General features: G+C 67.2%; 14 protein-coding genes. 5 read left to right on the plus strand and 9 right to left on the minus strand.

The genetic code is table 11. The features are described from left to right. The first annotated feature begins 503 nt into the window (after window positions 1–503). The 3 genes from IFSED24_RS11365 to IFSED24_RS11375 all read left to right on the plus strand — a co-directional run bounded on the left by IFSED24_RS11365 (window position 504) and on the right by IFSED24_RS11375 (window position 4,321). A complete protein-coding gene (locus tag IFSED24_RS11365; RefSeq protein ID WP_491331578.1) occupies window positions 504–1,898 on the plus strand; it encodes a phenylacetate--CoA ligase family protein in 1,395 nt (464 codons plus the stop codon). A gap of 300 nt (window positions 1,899–2,198) precedes the next feature. Further along, on the plus strand, window positions 2,199–4,076 hold the full coding sequence (locus IFSED24_RS11370) for an ABC transporter ATP-binding protein (RefSeq protein WP_491331579.1): 1,878 nt from the start codon (window positions 2,199–2,201) through the stop codon (window positions 4,074–4,076). Window positions 4,077–4,177: 101 nt separating this feature from the next. Then, window positions 4,178–4,321, plus strand: a complete 144-nt coding sequence (locus IFSED24_RS11375) for a hypothetical protein (RefSeq protein WP_491331580.1) — start codon at window positions 4,178–4,180, stop codon at window positions 4,319–4,321. Between the two features lie 95 nt (window positions 4,322–4,416). On the opposite strand, the gene hemL is transcribed toward IFSED24_RS11375, so the two are convergent. Genes hemL through hemC form a run of 3 tightly spaced genes read right to left on the minus strand, consistent with a single transcriptional unit; the run spans window position 4,417 to window position 7,672 of the window. Next, complete coding sequence (gene hemL, locus IFSED24_RS11380; RefSeq protein ID WP_491331581.1) at window positions 4,417–5,703, minus strand: glutamate-1-semialdehyde 2,1-aminomutase; 1,287 nt, start codon at window positions 5,701–5,703, stop codon at window positions 4,417–4,419. Next, on the minus strand, window positions 5,700–6,722 hold the full coding sequence (hemB, locus tag IFSED24_RS11385; protein WP_491331582.1) for a porphobilinogen synthase: 1,023 nt from the start codon (window positions 6,720–6,722) through the stop codon (window positions 5,700–5,702). The genes hemL and hemB overlap by 4 nt, the downstream gene beginning before the upstream one ends. A 32-nt stretch (window positions 6,723–6,754) precedes the next feature. Next, window positions 6,755–7,672, minus strand: coding sequence for a hydroxymethylbilane synthase (gene hemC, locus IFSED24_RS11390; protein WP_491331583.1), 918 nt, complete (start codon window positions 7,670–7,672; stop codon window positions 6,755–6,757). Between the two features lie 145 nt (window positions 7,673–7,817). On the opposite strand from hemC, the gene IFSED24_RS11395 reads away from it, so the two are divergent. Continuing rightward, a complete protein-coding gene (locus tag IFSED24_RS11395) occupies window positions 7,818–9,305 on the plus strand; it encodes an OmpA family protein (protein WP_491331584.1) in 1,488 nt (495 codons plus the stop codon). Window positions 9,306–9,363: 58 nt separating this feature from the next. On the opposite strand, the gene IFSED24_RS11400 is transcribed toward IFSED24_RS11395, so the two are convergent. Both IFSED24_RS11400 and tyrS read right to left on the minus strand, forming a co-directional pair. Next, complete coding sequence (locus IFSED24_RS11400; protein ID WP_491331585.1) at window positions 9,364–10,467, minus strand: glycosyltransferase; 1,104 nt, start codon at window positions 10,465–10,467, stop codon at window positions 9,364–9,366. An 8-nt stretch (window positions 10,468–10,475) separates the two neighbouring features. Then, a complete protein-coding gene (gene tyrS, locus IFSED24_RS11405) occupies window positions 10,476–11,777 on the minus strand; it encodes a tyrosine--tRNA ligase (RefSeq protein ID WP_491331586.1) in 1,302 nt (433 codons plus the stop codon). Window positions 11,778–11,967: 190 nt separating this feature from the next. Between tyrS and IFSED24_RS11410 the strand changes: the two genes are divergently transcribed. Next, on the plus strand, window positions 11,968–13,440 hold the full coding sequence (locus tag IFSED24_RS11410; RefSeq protein WP_491331587.1) for an MATE family efflux transporter: 1,473 nt from the start codon (window positions 11,968–11,970) through the stop codon (window positions 13,438–13,440). Window positions 13,441–13,641: 201 nt separating this feature from the next. Here IFSED24_RS11410 and IFSED24_RS11415 read toward each other — a convergent pair whose 3' ends face one another. The 4 genes from IFSED24_RS11415 to IFSED24_RS11430 all read right to left on the minus strand — a co-directional run bounded on the left by IFSED24_RS11415 (window position 13,642) and on the right by IFSED24_RS11430 (window position 19,519). Beyond that, entirely contained in the window at window positions 13,642–14,697 is a 1,056-nt protein-coding gene (locus tag IFSED24_RS11415) for a choice-of-anchor J domain-containing protein (RefSeq protein WP_491331588.1), read from the minus strand. 186 nt (window positions 14,698–14,883) lie between these two features. Continuing rightward, a complete protein-coding gene (locus IFSED24_RS11420; RefSeq protein ID WP_491331589.1) occupies window positions 14,884–16,353 on the minus strand; it encodes an MFS transporter in 1,470 nt (489 codons plus the stop codon). A gap of 110 nt (window positions 16,354–16,463) precedes the next feature. After that, entirely contained in the window at window positions 16,464–18,833 is a 2,370-nt protein-coding gene (locus IFSED24_RS11425; protein WP_491331590.1) for a PP2C family protein-serine/threonine phosphatase, read from the minus strand. Then, the gene (locus tag IFSED24_RS11430; RefSeq protein ID WP_491331591.1) at window positions 18,830–19,519 is read right to left on the minus strand and encodes an MBL fold metallo-hydrolase; all 690 of its coding nucleotides are present in this window, start codon (window positions 19,517–19,519) and stop codon (window positions 18,830–18,832) included. The genes IFSED24_RS11425 and IFSED24_RS11430 overlap by 4 nt, the downstream gene beginning before the upstream one ends. Between the last annotated feature and the right edge of the window lie 15 nt (window positions 19,520–19,534).

The following is a 19,534-nucleotide window of genomic DNA, read 5'->3' on the forward strand; positions in this document are numbered from 1 at the left end:
TGACCCGGAAAGTAGGAACATTTCTCGCCACCTTGTGCCTTCCTCGAGACCGCCAGAGTGATTATTGTTGTGAATTTTCCCTAAAACATATGAAGTATGTGCCAAAGGAGACTAGTTGTGTATTTGTTGAGATTTGCTTAAGCAAATCAACTTGTATCCAAGCAGAGTTGCGCAGCTTCACAGTTCGGCATAATTTCCATTATCCGCACTGGTTCTTGTGATTCCTATAAGCATGTGAGATGATCAAACAGTGCTATTCGGATTTGTCACCACAACTCGAAATTTTGACACCTTCAGAAAACCATCTAGTTCTTCTCTGAGACCAAGAAGCCTGTAAGAAAATGCTTGGGGGCCCACTCCAGTGGACAATAATGTAAACCAAAGCACCCATGGTTAAACGAATTCCTGTTGGTCGGAGGTACGAATTGAGTCATCTTCATAGGCTGGGAATGGTTAAATGATCATTACCGTTCTTGTTCCCCCTCTTCGAGGCAGGCGTTTAGATGGAAGCCTTTCGAAATCCTGAATCTTTCTTATCCTCGATGTATCGTGCTTTCACTGCTGGCCTAACTCGAAACCTAGTAGTGCCCGTGGTCATGGCTCGAGGTTCACTTTCCCTTGCGGGATACCTGAAGAATGTGGCATCCTTTAGCAAGATGGGCCCTGCTGAAAAAGAGGCGTATCAGTTTGAGAAACTTCGGAATTTACTCATCCACGCTGAGTTGCACAGCCCGCACTACCAGCGCTCCTTTGCAGAAGCAGGAGTTTCTGCGCGGGAACTCTGCTCTATTTCAGACCTTTCTTCCTTCCCGTTCTTAGATAAGAGTCAACTGGTTGGAGATCTCTATCAAAAGTTATTAACGGCTCCTTGTCACGGAGCCGTTTCATGTCAGACTGCTGGCACCACAGGAAAGCCCGTCACGGTGATGAAGGACCGTGAAACACATGCACACCAGATCGCCAACCGTATCGAAGCCTTTGCCCGGGTCGGCATCCGGTACGGAAGCAGGGAGGCACGGTTTTGGGGCCGGTCAGATTCGCAGGTGAAGCAAAGTTTACATGATCATCTTCTAAATCGCCGACTCTTCACTTTCCTGGGCACAACTCCGGCCGAGAATCTGGCTGAGGCAGTAAACTTAATGCGCTTTCGACCGGACTATTTTTATGGCTATTCTTCGCTGGTGCTCCGTGCTGCTCGAGTCTGGGAAGAGCACGGGCTGCCATCTCTAGCCCTGGACGGAATCATCTGTACTGCAGAGAGTCTAAATCCAAGTCAATGTCGATTAATTTCTCGGATCTTCACTTGCCCAGTTTATATGGAGTATGGTACTAGCGAGGTGGACATCATTGCCCTCCAGTGTTCAGGGGGTTATTATCATGTCTTAGATCATCACCTGATTTTGGAAGTAGACACTACTGACGATTTAAATAATACGACGTCTGGTGAGGCTATTGTCACGGACCTAGACAACAAACTAATGCCAATGATCCGCTACAGATTAGGAGACACTATCCGTATCCTGCACGGTCCCTGCAATTGTGGTGCAAATACGTTACGCATAGAATCAATTGAGGGCCGTACACTCACGCAACTCATTGCTTTGCCTTCAGGACGGACTATCCACGCCGTACTTTTTGCACATATCTTTGAGGGCTTAGCTAATGAAGGCGTCCCTATCCATCAGTTTATTGTCCGCCAGACAAAACTCAATTGTTTCATAGCTCAGATTGAATTGACTGCGCCTCAGGAACAGGGCGGCTTAGTCGCTGTGATCCGCGAGCGGACAATCGCTGCCCTTGGAGAAGAAGTAGATGTGGAGACTGTTTTTAAGCCAATCAGACATAAGCCTGGAGAAAAGTATACTTACTTTGTACCGCTGTCAGAATACCGAGCATAATGATAGTGAGACCACTTAAAAGGTCCTTGAATCACCCAGGTTTTACGGAAACATCTTTTGTGAGTAAAATCCTTCTACCTCCTTTTTGTAGCTGGAATACGACGCTCCCCAAATTCCCCAGGCAGGATGTTGATAATCGGCTCATTTAGCCTCCGGTTACTATTCTATTCCGCCTGTTATCTAATGTGGACGAGAAAGTGAGATAAGTAGAGCTTTCTGGCACTCACCCTTGACCCCAGATATATGTACCAATACCCTAGAGAATGATCATGAACAGTTTAGTAGATTAGAGGTAAGACAGTGACAAACGTCCACTTTAAACCCCAGACAAAAGAGAGGTCGGGATACCCTGAATGGCGCTTACTTACTCAATATTTTCCCTTGCTGAAACCACATTTCTCCATCCTAACATTCGTCCTCCTACTAATGCTAACAGCCACCGCCGTAACCCTAGCCATCCCCCTCCAAGCCGGCCATTTCGTCGACCGCCTCACCACCACCGACTTCACCGCCAGCACCCCAACCCTACTCCTCCTCGCCGCCCTCCTAACCGCCCAACTCCTCGGCAACTTCCTCTACTCCTACCTCAGCCGCCGCCTGGGCCTGAAAGTCATCACCCAGCTCCGCCAGAACCTCTTCGCCCACCTCCTCAGCCTCCCCAGCCTCTACTTCACCCACAAGAAGGCCGGCGACCTCTCCAGCCGCATGACCAGCGACGTCGGCGCCATCCAGAACCTCCTGACCAACGGTATCGTCTCCTTCGTCCGCGCCGTGGTCACCCTGGTCGGCGCCACCATCCTCATGTTCCGCCTGAACACCAACCTCACCCTCGTCATCGTGACCCTGGTCCCGGCCACCATCCTCCTGGTCTCGTTCTTCGGCCGCCACCTCCGCAAGCTCTCCCGCAAGATGTACGACGAGCTCGGCGAGCTGAGCAACCACGTCCAGGAAGTGGCCGGCGCCATCCGCGCCATCAAGGTCTTCAGCAGCCAGGACCACGAGCAATCCCGCTTCGACGGCCGGCTCGACGGCTACCTCGACGCCGGCCTCCGCCGCGCCCTCCTCACCGCCGCCCTCGACTCCGCTGCCCAGATCCTCTTCTGGATCTGCCTCATCACCGTGGTCGTCTACGGCTTCTACCTCACCGGCCGCGGCGAGGCCAGCTACGGCGACCTCGTGGCCTTCATGCTCCTCGCCTTCCGCGTCGCCGCCCCCATGGGCTCGCTCACCGGCATCTACAACTCCGCCCAGGGCGCCGCCGCCGCCGCCTCGCGTCTGGACGACGTGTTCCGGACGCCGCCCGAAGACATCTCCATGGGACAGACACCGCAGAGCCCCGCACCCACGACCGCCGCCTCAGCCAAGGCCGGCACGGGTCTGACCTTCTCCGATGTCGGTTTCCAGTACTCGCAATCGGGAACCGACACCGAGCAGTCCACCGCCCCCTCGCCCGACCTGACTTCGCCCACCCCCTCCTGGACCCTCCACGACATATCCCTCACCATCGCCCCCAACGAGAAGATCGCCCTCGTCGGCCCCTCCGGCGCCGGCAAGACCACCCTGGCCTGCCTCATCCTCCGCCTCTTCGACCCCCAGCAGGGCCAGATCTCCCTCGACGGCCGCCCCTACCAGTCCTACGACCTCCACGACCTCCGCTCCCGCATGGCCTACGTCCCGCAGGAGCCCGTCCTCTACGACGCCTCCATCGCCGACAACATCCGCTTCGGCCTCACCACCGCCCCCGACGACGCCGTCCGCCAGGCCGCCGCCCGCGCCCAGGCCCTCGAGTTCATCGACCGCCTCCCGGACGGCTTCGCCACCAAGGTCGGCGACCGCGGCATCCGCCTCAGCGGCGGCGAGCGCCAGCGCCTCGCCCTGGCCCGCGCCTTCCTCCGCAACCCCGAGATCCTCGTCCTCGACGAACCCACCAGCGCGCTGGACGCCGCCAGCGAGGAAGCCGTCCGCCAGGCCCTCCTCGAGCTCATGGAGGGCCGCACCACCATCGTCGTGGCCCACCGCCTCTCCCTGGTCCGCAACCTCGACCGCATCCTGGTCCTGGATCAGGGCCGCCTCCGCGAATCCGGCACTCACGACGAGCTCCTCGCCGCCGGCGGCCTCTACAGCCACCTCTACCGCCTGCAGCAAGGCACCCCCGAATCCAGGAATCAGGACCAATAGACTCGTACGCAATATTTGGCGAGGACTATTGACATTTCATCCCATCTCGTCTATCATTCCAAAATCTGGGGGGAGTACGGCTGTGTCCGAGGAGGACTGTCATGAAGAGGATCTACACGGCCCCCGTGCTCAGGTCGCAAGACATGCAGCTCGGCGTGTTCGGTGATTACGGTGATGGTGGCGGTGGCGACATCGACATCACGCCCATCAAGATCATCGAACGGCTGCAGATGCGCATGGAGTAAACCTCGGCGCCGCAGTGGCTTACGAATAGAATAAGCCGAATTCCGCCTGGAATTCGGCTTATTTCTTTGCCCGGCTCAACCAAGGCTGGCCCGCGCTACCCCCCCACGATCTCCCCCAGCACCTCCCCGAGCAACCGCACCTCCGCCTCCCCCATCGCCCCGTTCAGGAACCCGACCTCCCACCCCGACGGCGCCATGTAGACTCCCCGCTCCAGCGCCCCGAGATGCCACCCGGCGTACCCCTTCATCCCCTCGGCCGCCACATCCTCCACCTTCCGCGGCGCCTCGGCCTGCCCCGCCACCCAGAAGATCGACCCCTGCCGCACGAACACGTTGCCCGCCGCAGCAGCCGCCGGTTTCACCATATCTTCAAGCAGCGCACCGAGTTCCTCCAGCCGCGCATACACGCCTTCCTCCCGCAGCACCCGCAGCGCCGCCGCCCCGGCGCTCATGGCCACCGGATTCCCGCTCAGCGTCCCCGCCTGGTAGACGTCCCCCAGCGGTGCCAGGCGGCCCATGATCTCGGCCGACCCGCCGAACGCCCCCACGGGCATCCCGCCGCCGATCACCTTGCCGAACGTGGCCAGATCCGGCGTCACCCCGTAACGGCCGGCCGCACCGTCCATGCCGAGACGAAATCCGGAGATGACCTCATCAAAGATCAAGAGAGCCCCGTGCTCCCGGGTCACCGTCCGCAGCGCCTCCAGGTACTCCTGCCGCTGCACCAGCAGCCCCGAGTTGGCCGGCAAGGGCTCCAGCAGCACCGCCGCGATGTCGGACCCGCGCGTCGAGAACAGCTCGCGCACCAGGGCCTCGTCGTCCAGCGGCAGCACCACCGTGTCGGCCACCGCGCCGGCGGGCACGCCGGCCGAGCTGCTCACGCCGAACGTCGCCAGCCCGCTCCCCCCGGACACCAGCAGCGCATCCGAGTGACCGTGATAGCAGCCGGTGAACTTCACCACCAGGTCGCGACCCGTGTACCCCCGCGCCAACCGCACCGCCGACATCACCGCCTCGGTCCCACTGCTCACGAAGCGCACGCGCTCGAGCCCCGGATAGGCGTCCACCACCAGCTCGGCCAGCTCGATCTCGGCCGCGCACGGCGCACCGAAGGTCATGCCCCGCCGCACCGCGGCCTCCACCGCCTCCAGCACCTTCGGGTGGCCGTGACCCAGGATCAGCGGCCCCCACGAGCCGCAGCAATCCAGGTAGCGGTTCCCCTCCACGTCCCAGAGGTGGGCCCCTTCGCCGCGGTCGATGAACAGCGGATCGCCGTGCACCGCGCCGAACGCCCGCACCGGCGAGTTCACCCCCGCCGGCATCAGCTCGCAGGCCCGCCGGTAGAGCTCGGAAGAACGCTTGCGCTCGGGGGTCGCACTCACAGCCAGCCCTCCTTCAGGACCTCGCGTCCGTGATAGGTGATCAGGATGTCCGACCCCGCCCGCGCCATGGCGTGCAGGTTCTCGATCACGATGCGCGGCTCGTCCACCAGGCCGGCCTTGGCCGCGGCCTTCACCATGGAGTACTCGCCGCTGACGTTGTAGCAGGCCACCGGCACGTCCACCGCGTCGCGGACCATGCGGATCACGTCGAGGTAGGCCAGCGCCGGCTTGACCATGACGATGTCGGCGCCCTCCTCGAGGTCCAGCTCCACCTCGCGCAGGGCTTCCAGGCCGTTGCGCGGGTCCATCTGGTAGCTGCTGCGGTCGCCGAAGCTGGGCGCCGAGTCGGCGGCCTCGCGGAACGGGCCGTAGTAGGCCGAGGCGTACTTGGCGCTGTAGCTCATGATGGCCACGTCGTCGAGGCCCTGCTGGTCCAGCGCCACGCGGATGGCGGCCACGCGACCGTCCATCATGTCGGACGGGGCCACGATGTCGGCGCCGGCCAGGGCGCAGGCCGAGGCCATGCCCGCCAGGAGCGGCAGCGTGTCGTCGTTGAGCACGGTGTCGTGGTCGATGACGCCGCAGTGGCCGTGGTCGGTGTACGCGCAGAGGCAGATGTCGGCCGACACCAGCAGGTCGCGGCCGAAGTTCTCCTTCAGGAGGCTGATGGCCGTGGGCACCGGGCCGTCGGGGTCCAGGGCGCTGTCGCCCTCGGGGGACTTGTCGGCGGGCAGCCCGAACAGGAGCACGTGGCGCAGACCCAGCTTCAGGTCGGCTTCCACGGTCTTCAGCAGCAGGTCGGGGCTCTCGTGGAAGATGCCCGGCATGGCGCCGATCTCGTCGCGATGGCCGGTGCCCGGGACCACGAAGTGGGGCTGGCAGAACATGTCGGGATGCAGGCGCGTCTCGGCCACCATGTTGCGCATGGGACCGCTGACGCGCAGGCGGCGGGGGCGCTTGAGGCCCGGCGCGGGGATCTCGAACTCGTCGTCGTGGATGTGGTCGTGGTCGTGGCTCATGGCGTCTCCTCGGACGGGTGCCTTCGGTGGATTCAATCGGCGAGCAAGCGGGCCAGCACCGCGGCGGCGGCGGCGGCCGGATCGGGAGCCAGCGCCCGGGCGCGCAACAGGCCGCGGCCCTCGCGCTCCAGCACGGCGGCCAGGGCCACGCCGTCGGGCACAAGCCGGGCGTGGCAGCCCAGGGGCAGGTTGCAGCCGCCGGGCAGGGCGGCCAGGACGGTGCGCTCGGCGGCCACGCAGGCCGCGGTCTCGTGGTGGTGCAGCGCGTTCAGCGCCGCGGGCATGGCCGACGCCGGGTCGGCCAGGTCGGCGGCCCGGACCTGGATCGCCAGGGCGCCCTGGGCCGGGGCGGGCAGGAACTCGTCCTCCGGGAGCATGGCCAGCACGAGTGGCGCGGGGTCGATCTCCAGGCGCACCAGCCCCGCCTCCGCCAGGACGATGGCCTGGTACGGCCATTCCTCCTCGTGGCGGCCGGCCAGCTTGTCCAGCCGGGTGGGCACGTTGCCGCGCAGGTCGGCGATCTCCAGGTCGGGGCGCAGCCCCAGGAGCTGACAACGCCGCCGCGCCGATCCGGTTCCCACCACGGTGCCGGGCTTCAGGGGGAGCCCCTCGGCGGCGGGGTCGTGGGCCTCGGGACGGATCACCAGGACGTCGCGCACGGGCCCCCGCGGCGGCACCGCGGCCACCACCAGGCCGGCGGGCGATTCGGTGGGCAGATCCTTGTGCGAATGGACGGCCAGATCGACCTCGCCGCCGAGCAGCGCGGCCTCGATCTCGCGGGTGAACGCGCCCACCTCGCCCAGGTCGGCGAGGCTGCGGCCGGTGTCCCGGTCGCCCTGAGAGGTCATGATCACCAGCTCGGCCTCCACACCGGCCTTGTCCCGGAGGAGCGCCTGCACGTAATTGGCTTGCCAGAGGGCGAGATCACTGCCACGGGTCGCGATTCGCATCCGGGCGACCGCCTTTCTTGCCGAGGGTCGATATCCTGGTTCAGCCTACCAAACTAGCAGGCGCCAAGGGTATTGCCAAACCACGGCCGCCGCACTAGGCTCTTGGCGCGGACACTGGACGCCCATTCGTGGAGGAGACCTGCACATGCACCGCTTCGTGAAGTTGTTGATGACCGCCGCGCTACTGGCAGCCCTGGTCGCCGCGGCCCCGGCCGCCGAGGTCGACGGTCGCTGGGGAGTGAACCTGGAGGGTGGCCTCTGGAAGCTCGTCGAGGGCTACTGGGACCATTCCAACGTCGACAACTTCACCGGCGTCTCGGTGCGCCGCGGCCTGACGCCGCACTGGACCGCGGAGCTCAGCCTGCGCTACGGCACCATCCGGCCGGGCGTGGAGAATCCCACCCAGGACGCCGGCTGGACCACCAGCCACTACTCCACGCTGATCACCGAGATCCACAACCCCACGCTCAATTTCCAGTACCTGTTCCTGCCCGAGGGCAAGCTCACCCCGTTCCTCGGCTTCGGCGTGGGCGTGACCTCCTGGCGCGTCCTGAACAGCGATTCGGACGCCTCGTTCTATCCCCAGGGCGCCACCGTCCAGGGCTTCGGCACCAAGGACGAGGAGTACCACAAGCTCCAGAAGACGAACTTCACCTTCGCCGCCGAGGCCGGCGCCGAGTGGTTCCTCGCCGAGAGCTTCAGCCTGCGGCTGGGCGCGCGCTACCACGTCCTGACCGGCAACGACCTCGACAACGTCGGCCTGAGCAGCTGGGACCTGTACGACTCGCCCGAGTACGTCGACGCCAACAAGGGGCTGGTCCAGGGCTTCCTGGGCGCCACCCTCTGGTTCGGCGGCCCCAAGGACGACGACGACGACGGCCTCGAGAACCGCTACGACCGCTGCCCCCGCGCCGCCGAGGACTACGACGGCTTCGAGGACGAGGACGGCTGCCCCGACTACGACAACGACAACGACGGCATCGCCGACACCGACGACCCCTGCCCCCTCGACCCCGAGGACCGCGACGGCTTCCAGGACGATGACGGCTGCCCCGACCCCGACAACGACGGCGACGGCATCATCGACGCCGAGGACGGCTGCCCCGACGAGGCCGAGGACGTGGACGGCTTCCAGGACGACGACGGCTGCCCCGATCCCGACAACGACGGCGACGGCGTGCTCGACGCCGCCGACCGCTGCCCCGACACGCCGGCCGGCACCGCGGTGGACCAGTACGGCTGCCCCACCGCCCCGGCCGCTCCCGTGGCCCCCGCCGCGGTGGTCGCCCTGGACGAGGGCCTGGTCCTCGAGGGCGTCTCGTTCAAGACCGGCAGCGCCCAGCTCACCGCCGAGTCCATCAGCGTGCTGAGCCGCGTGGCCACATCGCTCAACGACAACCCCGGCGTCCGCGTCGAGGTCCGCGGCCACACCGACTCCACCGGCGCCGCCGAGACCAACCGCGACCTGTCGCACCGCCGCGCCATGGCGGTGCGCGACGTGCTGATCCAGCTCGGCGTGGCGCCGAGCCGGGTCACCGCGGTGGGCTACGGCGAGGATTACCCCATCGCCACCAACGAGACGAAGGAAGGGCGGGCGAAGAACCGGCGGGTGGAGCTGTATCGGATCCAGTGAGGAATTCCGCAAGCCGACCTGATCACGAAGGGCCTGAGCATCTGCTCAGGCCCTTGTTTCAGGAACGCGTCAGCAACCGCGCGTAGAGGTCCTGATGGGCCGCCACGGCCCGCTCCCAGTCGAACTCGGCAGCCACATGTTGCCGCGCGCGCCCGACCAGGCGGCGGCGCTGATCAGGAGCGTCGATCAAGCCGCAGATGGCCGTAGCCAGGGCCTCGGCGTCTCCCGTCGGGACGAGCATCCCGGTCTCCCCATGCGTGATGAGGTCGCTGTTGCCGCCGTTGTCGGTCCCCACCACGGCGCAGCCCGCCAGCATGGACTCGAGCACCGCGTTGCTGAAGCCCTCGCTGTCCGAGCAGTTCACGCTGATGGCGGCCTCGGCCAGCAGTTCCGGCACGTCGGAGCGGCGGCCCAGGAACTCGACCCGCGCCTCCAGGCCCATATCGTGCGCCAGCTTCTCCAGCCCCGGACGCAGCTCCCCGTCGCCCACCACCTGCCAGCGCACCTCGGGGTGCCGCTGCGCCACGCGGGCGGCCGCGCGCAGGAAGAGGTCGGCCCGCTTGACCGGCCGGTTGAGGTTGCCGACCAGGATCACGCGCAGCGGCTCGGCGCACGTGGGATGGAAGGCCACCGACCCGGTGTCCAGACCGTTGGCGATCAGGTGGAAGCGGGCTGGATCGAGGCCGTCGGCGCGCGTGAAGTGGTCCCGGACCGCGGCGCTGTTGACCACGAAACCCGTGGCCAGCGGGTAGGTCCGCCGCATGAGGAACTCCACCCGTGGCGACCGCCAGAAGCCGAGATCGCGGAACGACCCCAGCCGCACGGGCACTCCCGCCAGCCGCGCCGTCCAGAGTCCGAAAACCGTGGCATCCTGGAAGAAGGTCTGCACCACACCCACCCCGTGCGACCGCAAGTAGCCAGCCAGCTGGCGTCCGGCCCGCAGGGCGCCGGCGCCCAGCAGCTTCTGGACCGAGAGGGAGAGATGGGGACAGTCCGCCGGTAGCGGCCGCAAGGGAACCTCCGGCCGTAGAGTACAGAGATGCGGCTGGAAACGACGGCGGTCGAGCCGCTCCAGGAGGCCGGCCAGCTGGCCCTCGGTGCCGCCGGTGGCCGGCAGGCTATCGATGCAGTAGAGCACGGGAACCGGGGGGGATCCGTTCATGGCGCTGCTCACCCCACCAGCAGATGATGATGCCGCTTCTTCCCCGCCTGCAGCCGGATCCGCCCCTCCTCCACATCCGCGGCCGTCAGCATCCGACCCTCGTCGCCCACCGCTTCTCCGTTCACCTTGATCCCGCCCTGCCGCACCAGCCGCCGCGCCTCGCCGTTGCTCTTGGCGAGCCCGGCTTCGGTGAGCGCCACGAGCAGGCCGAGGCCCTCGCCGGCCAGCCGGTCGGCGGCGATCTCGCTGCTGGGCACCGTATCGGCGTCGCTGCCCCCCTGGAACAGCGCCACCGCCGCCTTCTCGGCCTTCGCCGCCTCCTCGGGCCCGTGCACCAGCGAGGTCACCGCCACCGCGAGCGCGCGCTTGGCCTCGCGGATGTCGGCGCCCTCGAGGCGCTCCAGCTCCTCGATGCGCGCGCGGTCGAGCAGGGTGTAGAGCCGCAGGAAGCGCGAGACGTCGCGGTCGTCCACGTTGACCCAGTACTGGAAGAAGTCGTAGGGCGAGGTCCGCTCGGGGCCGATCCAGACCGCGCCGGCGGCGGTCTTGCCCATCTTGGCGCCGGTGGCGGTGGCCAGGAGCGGGAAGGTGAGGCCGAAGACCTCCTGCTGGTTGAGGCGGCGGCAGAGGTCGACGCCCGAGCAGATGTTGCCCCACTGGTCGTTGCCGCCCATCTGCAGCTTGCAGCCGTGGTCGCGGTTCAGGACGGCGAAGTCGTAGGCCTGCAGGATCATGTAGTTGAACTCGATGAACGAGAGGCCGGCCTCCAGGCGGGTCTTCACCGAGTCGCGCGTGAGCATCTGGTTGACCGAGAAGTGGCGGCCCACGTCGCGCAGGAACTCGATGTAGTTCTTGTCGGCGAGCCAGTCGGCGTTGTTCAGGAGCAGGCCGCGGCACTCGGGCTTGGCAGTGGTGACCGGGCCGTGGTCGAGGTCGGCCAGGCCGGGCTCGCCGAAGTCGATGAAGCGCGCGAGCTGCGCCTTGATCCCCGCCAGGTTGGCCTCGATCTGGTCGAGGGTGAGCAGCTGCCGCAGCTCGCTCTTGCCGCTGGGGTCGCCCACCATGGCGGTGCCGCCGCCGGCGATGGCGATGGGCTTGTGGCCGTGGCGCTGCAGGTGGACCAGGCCCAGGATCGGTAGCAGCGAGCCCACGTGGAGGCTGTCGGCGGTGGGGTCGAAGCCGATGTACGCGGTGACGGTCTCGCGGTCGAGCAGTTCGGCCAGGGCGACCTCGTCGGTGCACTGCTGGAAGAAGCCGCGCCAGCGCATCTCGGCGAGGAAGGTCTCGGTGGGTCGGGGGGTGTCGGACATGCTCGCTCCTGGGTCGGGGGTCCGCGGCGGACCGGTTGCAACCTGCCGGCCGGGGCGGCGTCGAGCGGCCCCGGCGTCCGCCAAGGATAGACGCACCGGGCCGGCGGGTCCAGTCCCCGGCGATTGCCCCTGGCCAAGAGCCCGCCCTGGGCCCTAGATTCTCCGTCTCCCTCTGAGCCCGGAGCCCGCGATGACCGAGACCAAGGCACCGCAGTATCCCACCATCGACACCGCGCCCTGCAGCGGTCCGCTGGCCTGTCTGCGCGTGCGCGAGGCGCGGCAGATCCTGGCGCTGGCCCTGCCCACGGTGCTGGCCATGCTCTCGCACACCCTGATGTGGACCGTGGACACCGCGCTGCTCGGCCACTACCGCAGCATCGACCTCGCCGCCTCGGGCCTGGGCGGCCTGATCACCTGGACCGCCTACAGCCTCTTCAACAACCTGGCGCGTATCAACGGCACCTTCGTCAGCCAGGCCCACGGCCGGGGCGACGACCGCGCCATCGGCGACTACACCTGGCAGGCGCTCTACCTCGCCACGGCCTGCGGCCTCGTGCTGCAGGCCGCCGGCTACTTCGCCGACCTCGCCCTGCCCTGGACCCGCAACCCGGCCGCGGTGGTGGACCTGGCCTACGACTACATCAAGTGGCGCTCGGCCAGCGCGGTCTTCACCCTGGCCAGCTTCGCGCTCATGGGCTTCTTCCAGGGCCGCCGCCAGGTGGTGATCCCCATGCTCGCCGGGTTCGTGGCCAACGGCCTCAACGTGCTCCTGGACGTCTGGCTGATCTACGGCTGGGCGGGATTCGACCTCGCCGGCCGCACCTGGCTGGCCGTGCCGGCCATGGGCGTCGGGGGGGCCGCCATCGCCACCAGCATCGGCACGGTGGCCGGGTTCGTGTTCCAGCTCGCGTTCTTCCTCGGCCCGCGCGAGAACCGCCGCCGCTACGCGGTCCACCGCCCGCGCGCGCTTAACTGGCGCCAGCTCGCGCGCCTGGTCCGCGTGGGGTCGCCCGCGGCCTGGGAGAACTTCGTGGACATGAGCGGCTTCACCGCGTTCAGCGTGATCATCGGCACCACGGGCGCCGCGGCGCTCGCGGCCAACCAGATCACCGTCCATCTGCTCAGCTTCGTCTTCATGCCCATGTGGGGGTTGACCACCGCCGGCTCGGTGCTCACCGGCAACTGGATCGGCGCCGGGCGCCACGACCAGGCCGCGGCCTACGCGCGCCAGATCTACAAGCTGGGCATCTGCTACATGCTGGTGCTGGGTTCCGTGTTCTTGTTCCTGGGCACCTGGCTGTTCACGCTCTTCAGCGAGGATCCGGCGGTCCTGGTCCTCGGCAGCGGCCTGGCCGTGGTGATGGCGCTCTTCCAGCTTCCCGACGGCCTGCGCATGATCTCCATCGGCGTCCTGCAGGGGGCCGGCGACACCCGGGCGCCCATGGTCATCAGCATGGCGGTCCTGTGGGGCCTCTTCATCCCCGGCACCTGGTATCTGGTGATCCAGCGCCACGCCACCGTGGCCCAGGCCTGGCTCTGGGGCGCCATCTGCTACGCCGTCGTCGCGCTGGTGCTCTACCTGCGCTTCCGCTCCGGCCGCTGGCAGCGGATCAAGATCTTCGGTCACGACGACAGTGTCGCAGCACTGCCCGAGTCCGAATAAAAAAACGGCCCCCGCGTGAGCGGAGGCCGTCGATCCCCACGACGATGCAGGCGTCCGGGGCAGGCTGAAGCCTGTGCGTGTAAAGATAGCGCATAGAGCGGGGCGTTCCACCCTTTATTCTCCCGAAAGCATCACGCCCCCGGGCTGCTCGGCCCGGGGGCGCAGATACGACTGGCAGGGCAGCCGTCGTGACGGTCGCGTCTAGCGGAAGGTGTCCTTCAGGGTGCTCCAGCTGATGGGCTCGACCGCGACCGTGCTCTCGAGGGATCCGGTCAGGGTGTAGGCGCCGCCGTTGCCGCTGCCGTAGCAGTCGAGGATGAGGTAGCAATCCACGGCGGAGTCGGCCTCGTTGGTGAAGGTGAAGACCTCGTCGCCGCCGGAGACCGTGTCGTCGGCGCCGATGAGGCAGGTGTTGGCGCTGTCGTCGCAGTCGGTGATCAGGTACAGCGAGGCGTCGGCCACGTTGTTGTAGACCACGTCGAGGACGTCGCCGGGCTCGAGGTGGACGAAGTAGGTGACGTCGTTGCCCGCGGCGCTGTAGCCGGTGCAGCCGTCGCTGCCGGCGGTGTCGTAGTCGCCGTTGGCCTCGGTCAGGTCGCCCGTGAAGGAGAACGGACCGACCGGGATCGCGATGGCGCCGTCGCAGGTGTCGTTCACCGGCGGCTCGGGCGGCGGCGGCACATCGGCGCCGGCGTTGACGCCCACGTTGTCGAGGTAGAGGGCCGCGCCGTCGTTGCCGACGTACTGCAGGGTGATGGTCACCGTCTGGCCGATGTAGGCCGTGAGGTCGATGTCCTTCTGCTCCCAGACCCAGTTCTCGTCGCCGTAGTTGGTCGCCAGATCGAAGACCTCGGTGCCGTCGATCAGGACCTTGAGCGAGTAGTTGGTCATCCAGTACGCGCTGGCGGCGGCCCAGAAGTTCAGGTGATCCTCGTCCTCGACGATGGCGTAGTCGAAGCTCAGACGGCAGTCCTGGTCGAGCAGGTCGGCGTCGTAGTTGACCTGGGCGGCGTAGGTGCCCTCGTAGACCGACTCGTCGCTCTGGAACCAGCTCTCCTCGCCGTCGTGGCCGCTGGGCGAGGCGATGGTCCAGCCCGCGGGCGGGAAGGTGCCCTCGAAGCCCTCGGCCAGGTCGCGGCTGCCGCCCTGGCTGGCCGCGCCGAGGCGGTACGACGTCTTGGCCATGTCCTTGGCCACCGCGCCGCCGGCCAGCAGGGCCACGAGCGACAGGATGACGAGCATTCTCATGGTGCGCATGAAGATTCCTCCGGGTTGCGTGTGCATCGGGTGTGGGGTCTTACCAGGAGGATGATACGGCGGAGAACTGGCGGCTTCGTGGCGGCGAGGTTCTCTTTGCGCCACGCTGATCACGCGTTCGCAATTGGCGACCGCGGCGCCGGGAGTTCGGCAGGGCCGCCGGCGGCGGCCCTGCCTCGGCGTATTCTAGCGCGCCGCGGCCTTGCTCTTCGGCTTGGCGTTGCGGATCCGCCACGCCAGCACCAGGCCGATCAGCGCCAGCGGCACCATGCTGATGGGCCAGGCCCGCCAGGCGCCGGGATCGGTGGCCGCGCCGACGAGCTGCCCCGCCGCGTCGAGCTCCTCGCGCGGCAGCAGCAGCGCGTAGGTGAAGCTCATGACCCCGGTGCCCAGGTACACGAACCCGTCGATCAGCCCCACGGCGATGCCCGCGTTCTTGCTGCCGCCGAAGTCCATGCTCGCGGTGCCCGAGAGCATGCCGTGCACCCCGATCACCGCCAGCGACATGACCACCACCAGCCAGCCAACCCAGGGCTGCTGGTAGGTGAAGACCATGAGCACCGCTCCGATGAGCATGACGCCGTAGAGCAGCGCCGCCACCGGCCCGCGCCGCGACTGGAACACGTGGTCCGAGATGGTCCCGGCCACCACGCCGCCCATGATCCCCGCCACGCACAGCAGCATGCCCCAGTTCTCGTTGACGAAGCTGCTCTTCAGCCCGAGCAGGGCGTCGGTCTGCTTGGCGAACGTGCCGTACCACTGCATGATCGACTGGCGCAGCCAGCCGCTGCAGAACTCGATGAAGGCGATGGTCAGGATGATGGGGTTCCGCAGCATCATGGTGAAGACCTTCAGCGGCGGCATGCGCGGCCCCTCGTCGCCGTCGGTGGCGTCGCCCAGGGCGATGTCCTCGAGGCCCGCCTGGCTGGGCTTGTCGCGGACCACGCGCAGGTCGATGAGCCAGAACACGATCAGGAGCGCCGCGGGCACCAGGAAGACCCAGGCCAGGCCGAAGTACTTGAGGATCAGGCCGCCCCAGTCGAAGGCGAAGTAGATGCCCAGCGAGATGAGGATCCCGAAGATGGCGCCGAAGACCCCGCGCTCGCGCACGTGGAACCAGCCCGAGTTGACCTTGACGATGGCCACCGCGCCGAAGCTCTGGAAGTACATGTTCGCCGCGTAGAGCACCGAGAAGAGCGGCACGAAGTGCGCGACGAAGAGCTGGTGCCCCGGCCCCTGCTTCCAGAGCGAGTAGCTGATCAGGCCCATCACGAGGTTGGCGGCGGCAGCGCCTAACGCGCCGGTGAGGATGGAGAAGCGGCCGCCGAGACGGTCGGTCAAGGGGCCGTTGATCAAGAACGACACGCCGTAGACCACGGTCCCCACTCCGAAGATCACGCCGAACGCCTCGTTGCTCATCATCACGCCGCCATCGGCGCCGGGCAGGCCCTCGAAGGCGTACTTGGCCACCTTCAGGTTGTAGCGGCCCATGTAGAGGAAGGCGTAGGTCAGGCCCAGCGGCAGCCAGTTCCAGCGGCGGCGGCTGAGGTAGCGGGCGCTGTGCCCCATGTCGATGCGCGGCAGGCGCATGAAGACGACGGTCACGGCGCTGAGCAGGATCAGGATGGGCAGAAGCTCGTGGAGCCAGGTCGGCATGATGTGCTCCCGGGGCAGTGGCGTCTGGGGGAAGGCCCGCCCCGGGGGGCGGGCCGCATCCAGGCCAATCTAGCAGATGGCGGGGTCGGATATCCAGTAGCAGACGCCGTTCAACCCTCGAGCCGCTTGACCACCACCAGCGTGATGTCGTCGCCCTGGGGCCCGTCCGCCACGAATTCCTGCACCGCCGAGAGGATGACCTCGCGGATTCCCATGGCCGACCGCTCCCGCGCCCGCACCACCACCGCCTCCAGCCGGTCCTCGCCGAACATCACCTCGGCGTCGTCCACGTCGTCGAGAGCCGCCGCGTCGTCGTCCCCGATCTCGGGCGCCCCCGCCTCGGTGATCCCGTCGGTGTAGAGGACCAGCACGTCGCCCGGCGCCAGGTCCACCTCCACCTGCGCGTAGGGCTGCCCGGCGAACATGCCCAGGATCAGCCCGCCCGCCTCGAGCCACTCCACCCGGCCGTCGCGCCGCACCAGCAGCGGCGGGTTGTGGCCGGCGTTGGTCGAGACGAAGTGGCCGCTGGGACCGTCGATCTCGCCGTAGAAGAAGGTGGCGAACATGTGTGGATCGGTGGACTCGGAGAGCAGGTCGTTGACCCGCGTGACCACGTCCGACACCGGGGCGGGGTGCAGGATCTGGCCCTTGAGGCAGGCCTGCAGGTTCGACATCAACAGCGCCGCCGGCATGCCCTTGCCCGAGACGTCGCCGATGGCCACGCCCAGCTTGCCCGGGCCGGGCTGCAGGAAGTCGAAGTAGTCGCCGCCCACCTGCCGGCTGGGAATGCTCAGACCGGTGATCTGCCAGCCGGGCAGGAGCGGTTCGGCGTGGGGCAGGAGCCGCGCCTGGATCTGGCGCGCGGTCTCCATCTCCTGCATCAGCCGCTCGCGGGCCAGCGCGTCCTCGCGCCCCTGCTTCACCGCGGCGGCCATCTCGTTGAAGCCCTGGGCCAGGTCGCCGAACTCGTCCTCGTTGGGGATCTCGATCCGCGTGTCGAGGTCGCCCTCGGCGATGCGGCGGGTTCCCTGGTGGAGCGCCCGCACCGCGTCGGTGATGCCGCCGGTGATGCGCAGGCTGAAGATCAAAGCCACCACCTGCATGAACAGGAAGAGCACGATCACCGCGCCCAGGCCCACCAGGATCAGGATGTTGAACCAGTTCTCCTCGCTGACGAACTCGCGCGCCAGGTCGGCGAAGCTGGTGCGCAGCGACAGGAACAGGTACCCCTCCTCCAGCTTGCCGTCGCTCAGGTTCGGCGCGGGCACCATGGCGCCGCCGAAGTGGCGGTCGCGATGCCACCAGCTCGCGGTGCTGTCGCCCTCGGCCGGTCGGAAGCGGCCGACCAGCGGCGCGGATGCCGCGCGCGTGGAATCGCTGGCGGCGTCCAGTTCGTCCTCGAGGTCCCCGTCGAAGCGCTGGAAGTTGCGCACCTGCAGTTCCACCCGCAGCAGGTGGGCCAGGCGGTCGAGCGCCTGGGAATCGAGGCGGACGGCCTCGATCCGCGCCTGGCCCGGGCCCGGATCCATGAGGTGGGTGAGCCAGTAGTCGCCACCGATGCCCACCCAGGCCGCGGTGTCGGCGGCGGCCATGACGTCGGGCAGCCAGGGCTGCTGCTGCTCGCCGCCGATGGTCAGGCGGACCCCTTCGTCGTTGCGCATGTAGAACTCGCGGGTCTCGTTGTCGCTGTCCAGGGAGTCGGTCTGGCTGGCGCGGAACTCGCGCGAGGCGGCCAGCAGCTGGGTCGTCCACGCGGGGCCCTGGTCGGGATCGGTCTCGCTCCAGGAGAGCGATTCGCCCGTCAAGGCTTCCGGGGTCCGCCCCGCGGCGTACGACTGCGCCCAGAACTCCATCACGTCGCCGGCCCGGTTGGCGCGGCTGCCGCCCATGGTCCCGTAGAAGAGGAGCACCCCGAACACCGCCGCCAGGATCAGCGGCACCAGCCCCACCAGGATCCCGGCGATGAAGAGCTTGGGCCGCAGCCGCAGGAAGTGCAGGCGCATGCCGAAGAGCAGCGTCAGCACGATGGTGACCCAGAAGAACTCCACGCCGGTCCGCGCGGTCATGACCACCTGGCCGGCCACGCCGTCGGGGTGTCCCTTGGCGAGCAGGATCAACGCCACCAGCATCGGCAGCCCCAGCAGGAACGCCACCATCCGGCGGCGCCCCGACAGCAGGTAGAGGCTGCCCAGCCGGCGCAGATGGAAGACCAGGAGCAGACCCACGCCCAGGGCCACGCCGCCGAGATCGAGGAGGAGCACGACCACGACCATGATCGCCAGCAGGACCAGCCAGGTCTTGCGGCGGCGGACGTCGAACCAGCGGAAGCGGATCGTGCTGACGAGCGCCAGCGACCAGGTGGCGGCCGCCACCCAGCCCGGCGCCTTGGTGTGGACGAGCGCCGCGCCCAGGGTGGTCAACAGGCAGATCAGGAGGACCCGCCAGGCGGGGTCGTTGCGGGGATCGCGTTCGCGGCTCATCGGATGCCGTGCTCCTTCTTGTAGGCGGCCCAGTTGGCCTTGAGCTCCTCGAACGCCGCGAGATCCGGGCAGCGCAGGAACGGGTTGTGGTCGCGCTCGTGGCCGATGGTGGACGCGGTCATCTCCCCCGGCCCGCCGTAATAGTCATGACCGGGAAAGGTCCTGACGTCTACGGGCAAGGCGATCAGGCGTTGCAGCGATGCCCATTCCTGGGCGGCCGAGCTGCCCGGGAAGTAGCTGCCGGTGCCGCCCACCTTGCCGCAGAACAGGAGGTCGCCGGTGACCAGGGCGTCGCCGCAGCGGAAGCAGACGTGGTCCGGGGCGTGGCCCGGCGTGACCAGCGCCTCGATGGCGAGCCGGCCCACGGCGATCACCTCGCCGTCGCGCACGGGCACGGCGCCGGGCACGGTGCGATCGGTGCCGGCGCGCACCACGGCGCCGGTGTGCGCGGCCAGCTCGGGCACGCAGGCGGTGTGGTCGCCGTGGCCGTGGGTGACCAGGATGGTGGTGATCGCCAGGCCGCGCTCGGCGGCCAGCGCGGCCAGGCGCGCGGGCTCGTGGCCGCAATCCACGGCGGCGGCCTCGCCCGAGACGGGGTCGGCCAGCAGGTACTGCCAGTTGCGGTCGCCGCCGAGGTGGATCTGCAGCAGGGTCAGCGCGTCGGTGGAATGGTCGATGAGGCGCATGGGATCCTTTCGGGA

The organism is Candidatus Latescibacter sp. IFSED24, assembly GCF_058273205.1.

Excerpts from the sequence above, each read along its gene's own strand:
- IFSED24_RS11410 (WP_491331587.1), top strand. The coding sequence starts at position 11,968 with ATGACCGAGACCAAGGCACCGCAGTATCCCACCATCGACACCGCGCCC.
- IFSED24_RS11420 (WP_491331589.1), bottom strand. The coding sequence starts at position 16,353 with ATGCCGACCTGGCTCCACGAGCTTCTGCCCATCCTGATCCTGCTCAGC.
- IFSED24_RS11375 (WP_491331580.1), top strand. The coding sequence starts at position 4,178 with ATGAAGAGGATCTACACGGCCCCCGTGCTCAGGTCGCAAGACATGCAG.
- hemC (WP_491331583.1), bottom strand. The coding sequence starts at position 7,672 with ATGCGAATCGCGACCCGTGGCAGTGATCTCGCCCTCTGGCAAGCCAAT.
- IFSED24_RS11395 (WP_491331584.1), top strand. The coding sequence starts at position 7,818 with ATGCACCGCTTCGTGAAGTTGTTGATGACCGCCGCGCTACTGGCAGCC.
- IFSED24_RS11400 (WP_491331585.1), bottom strand. The coding sequence starts at position 10,467 with ATGAACGGATCCCCCCCGGTTCCCGTGCTCTACTGCATCGATAGCCTG.
- IFSED24_RS11430 (WP_491331591.1), bottom strand. The coding sequence starts at position 19,519 with ATGCGCCTCATCGACCATTCCACCGACGCGCTGACCCTGCTGCAGATC.
- IFSED24_RS11425 (WP_491331590.1), bottom strand. The coding sequence starts at position 18,833 with ATGAGCCGCGAACGCGATCCCCGCAACGACCCCGCCTGGCGGGTCCTC.
- IFSED24_RS11365 (WP_491331578.1), top strand. The coding sequence starts at position 504 with ATGGAAGCCTTTCGAAATCCTGAATCTTTCTTATCCTCGATGTATCGT.
- tyrS (WP_491331586.1), bottom strand. The coding sequence starts at position 11,777 with ATGTCCGACACCCCCCGACCCACCGAGACCTTCCTCGCCGAGATGCGC.
- hemB (WP_491331582.1), bottom strand. The coding sequence starts at position 6,722 with ATGAGCCACGACCACGACCACATCCACGACGACGAGTTCGAGATCCCC.
- IFSED24_RS11415 (WP_491331588.1), bottom strand. The coding sequence starts at position 14,697 with ATGCGCACCATGAGAATGCTCGTCATCCTGTCGCTCGTGGCCCTGCTG.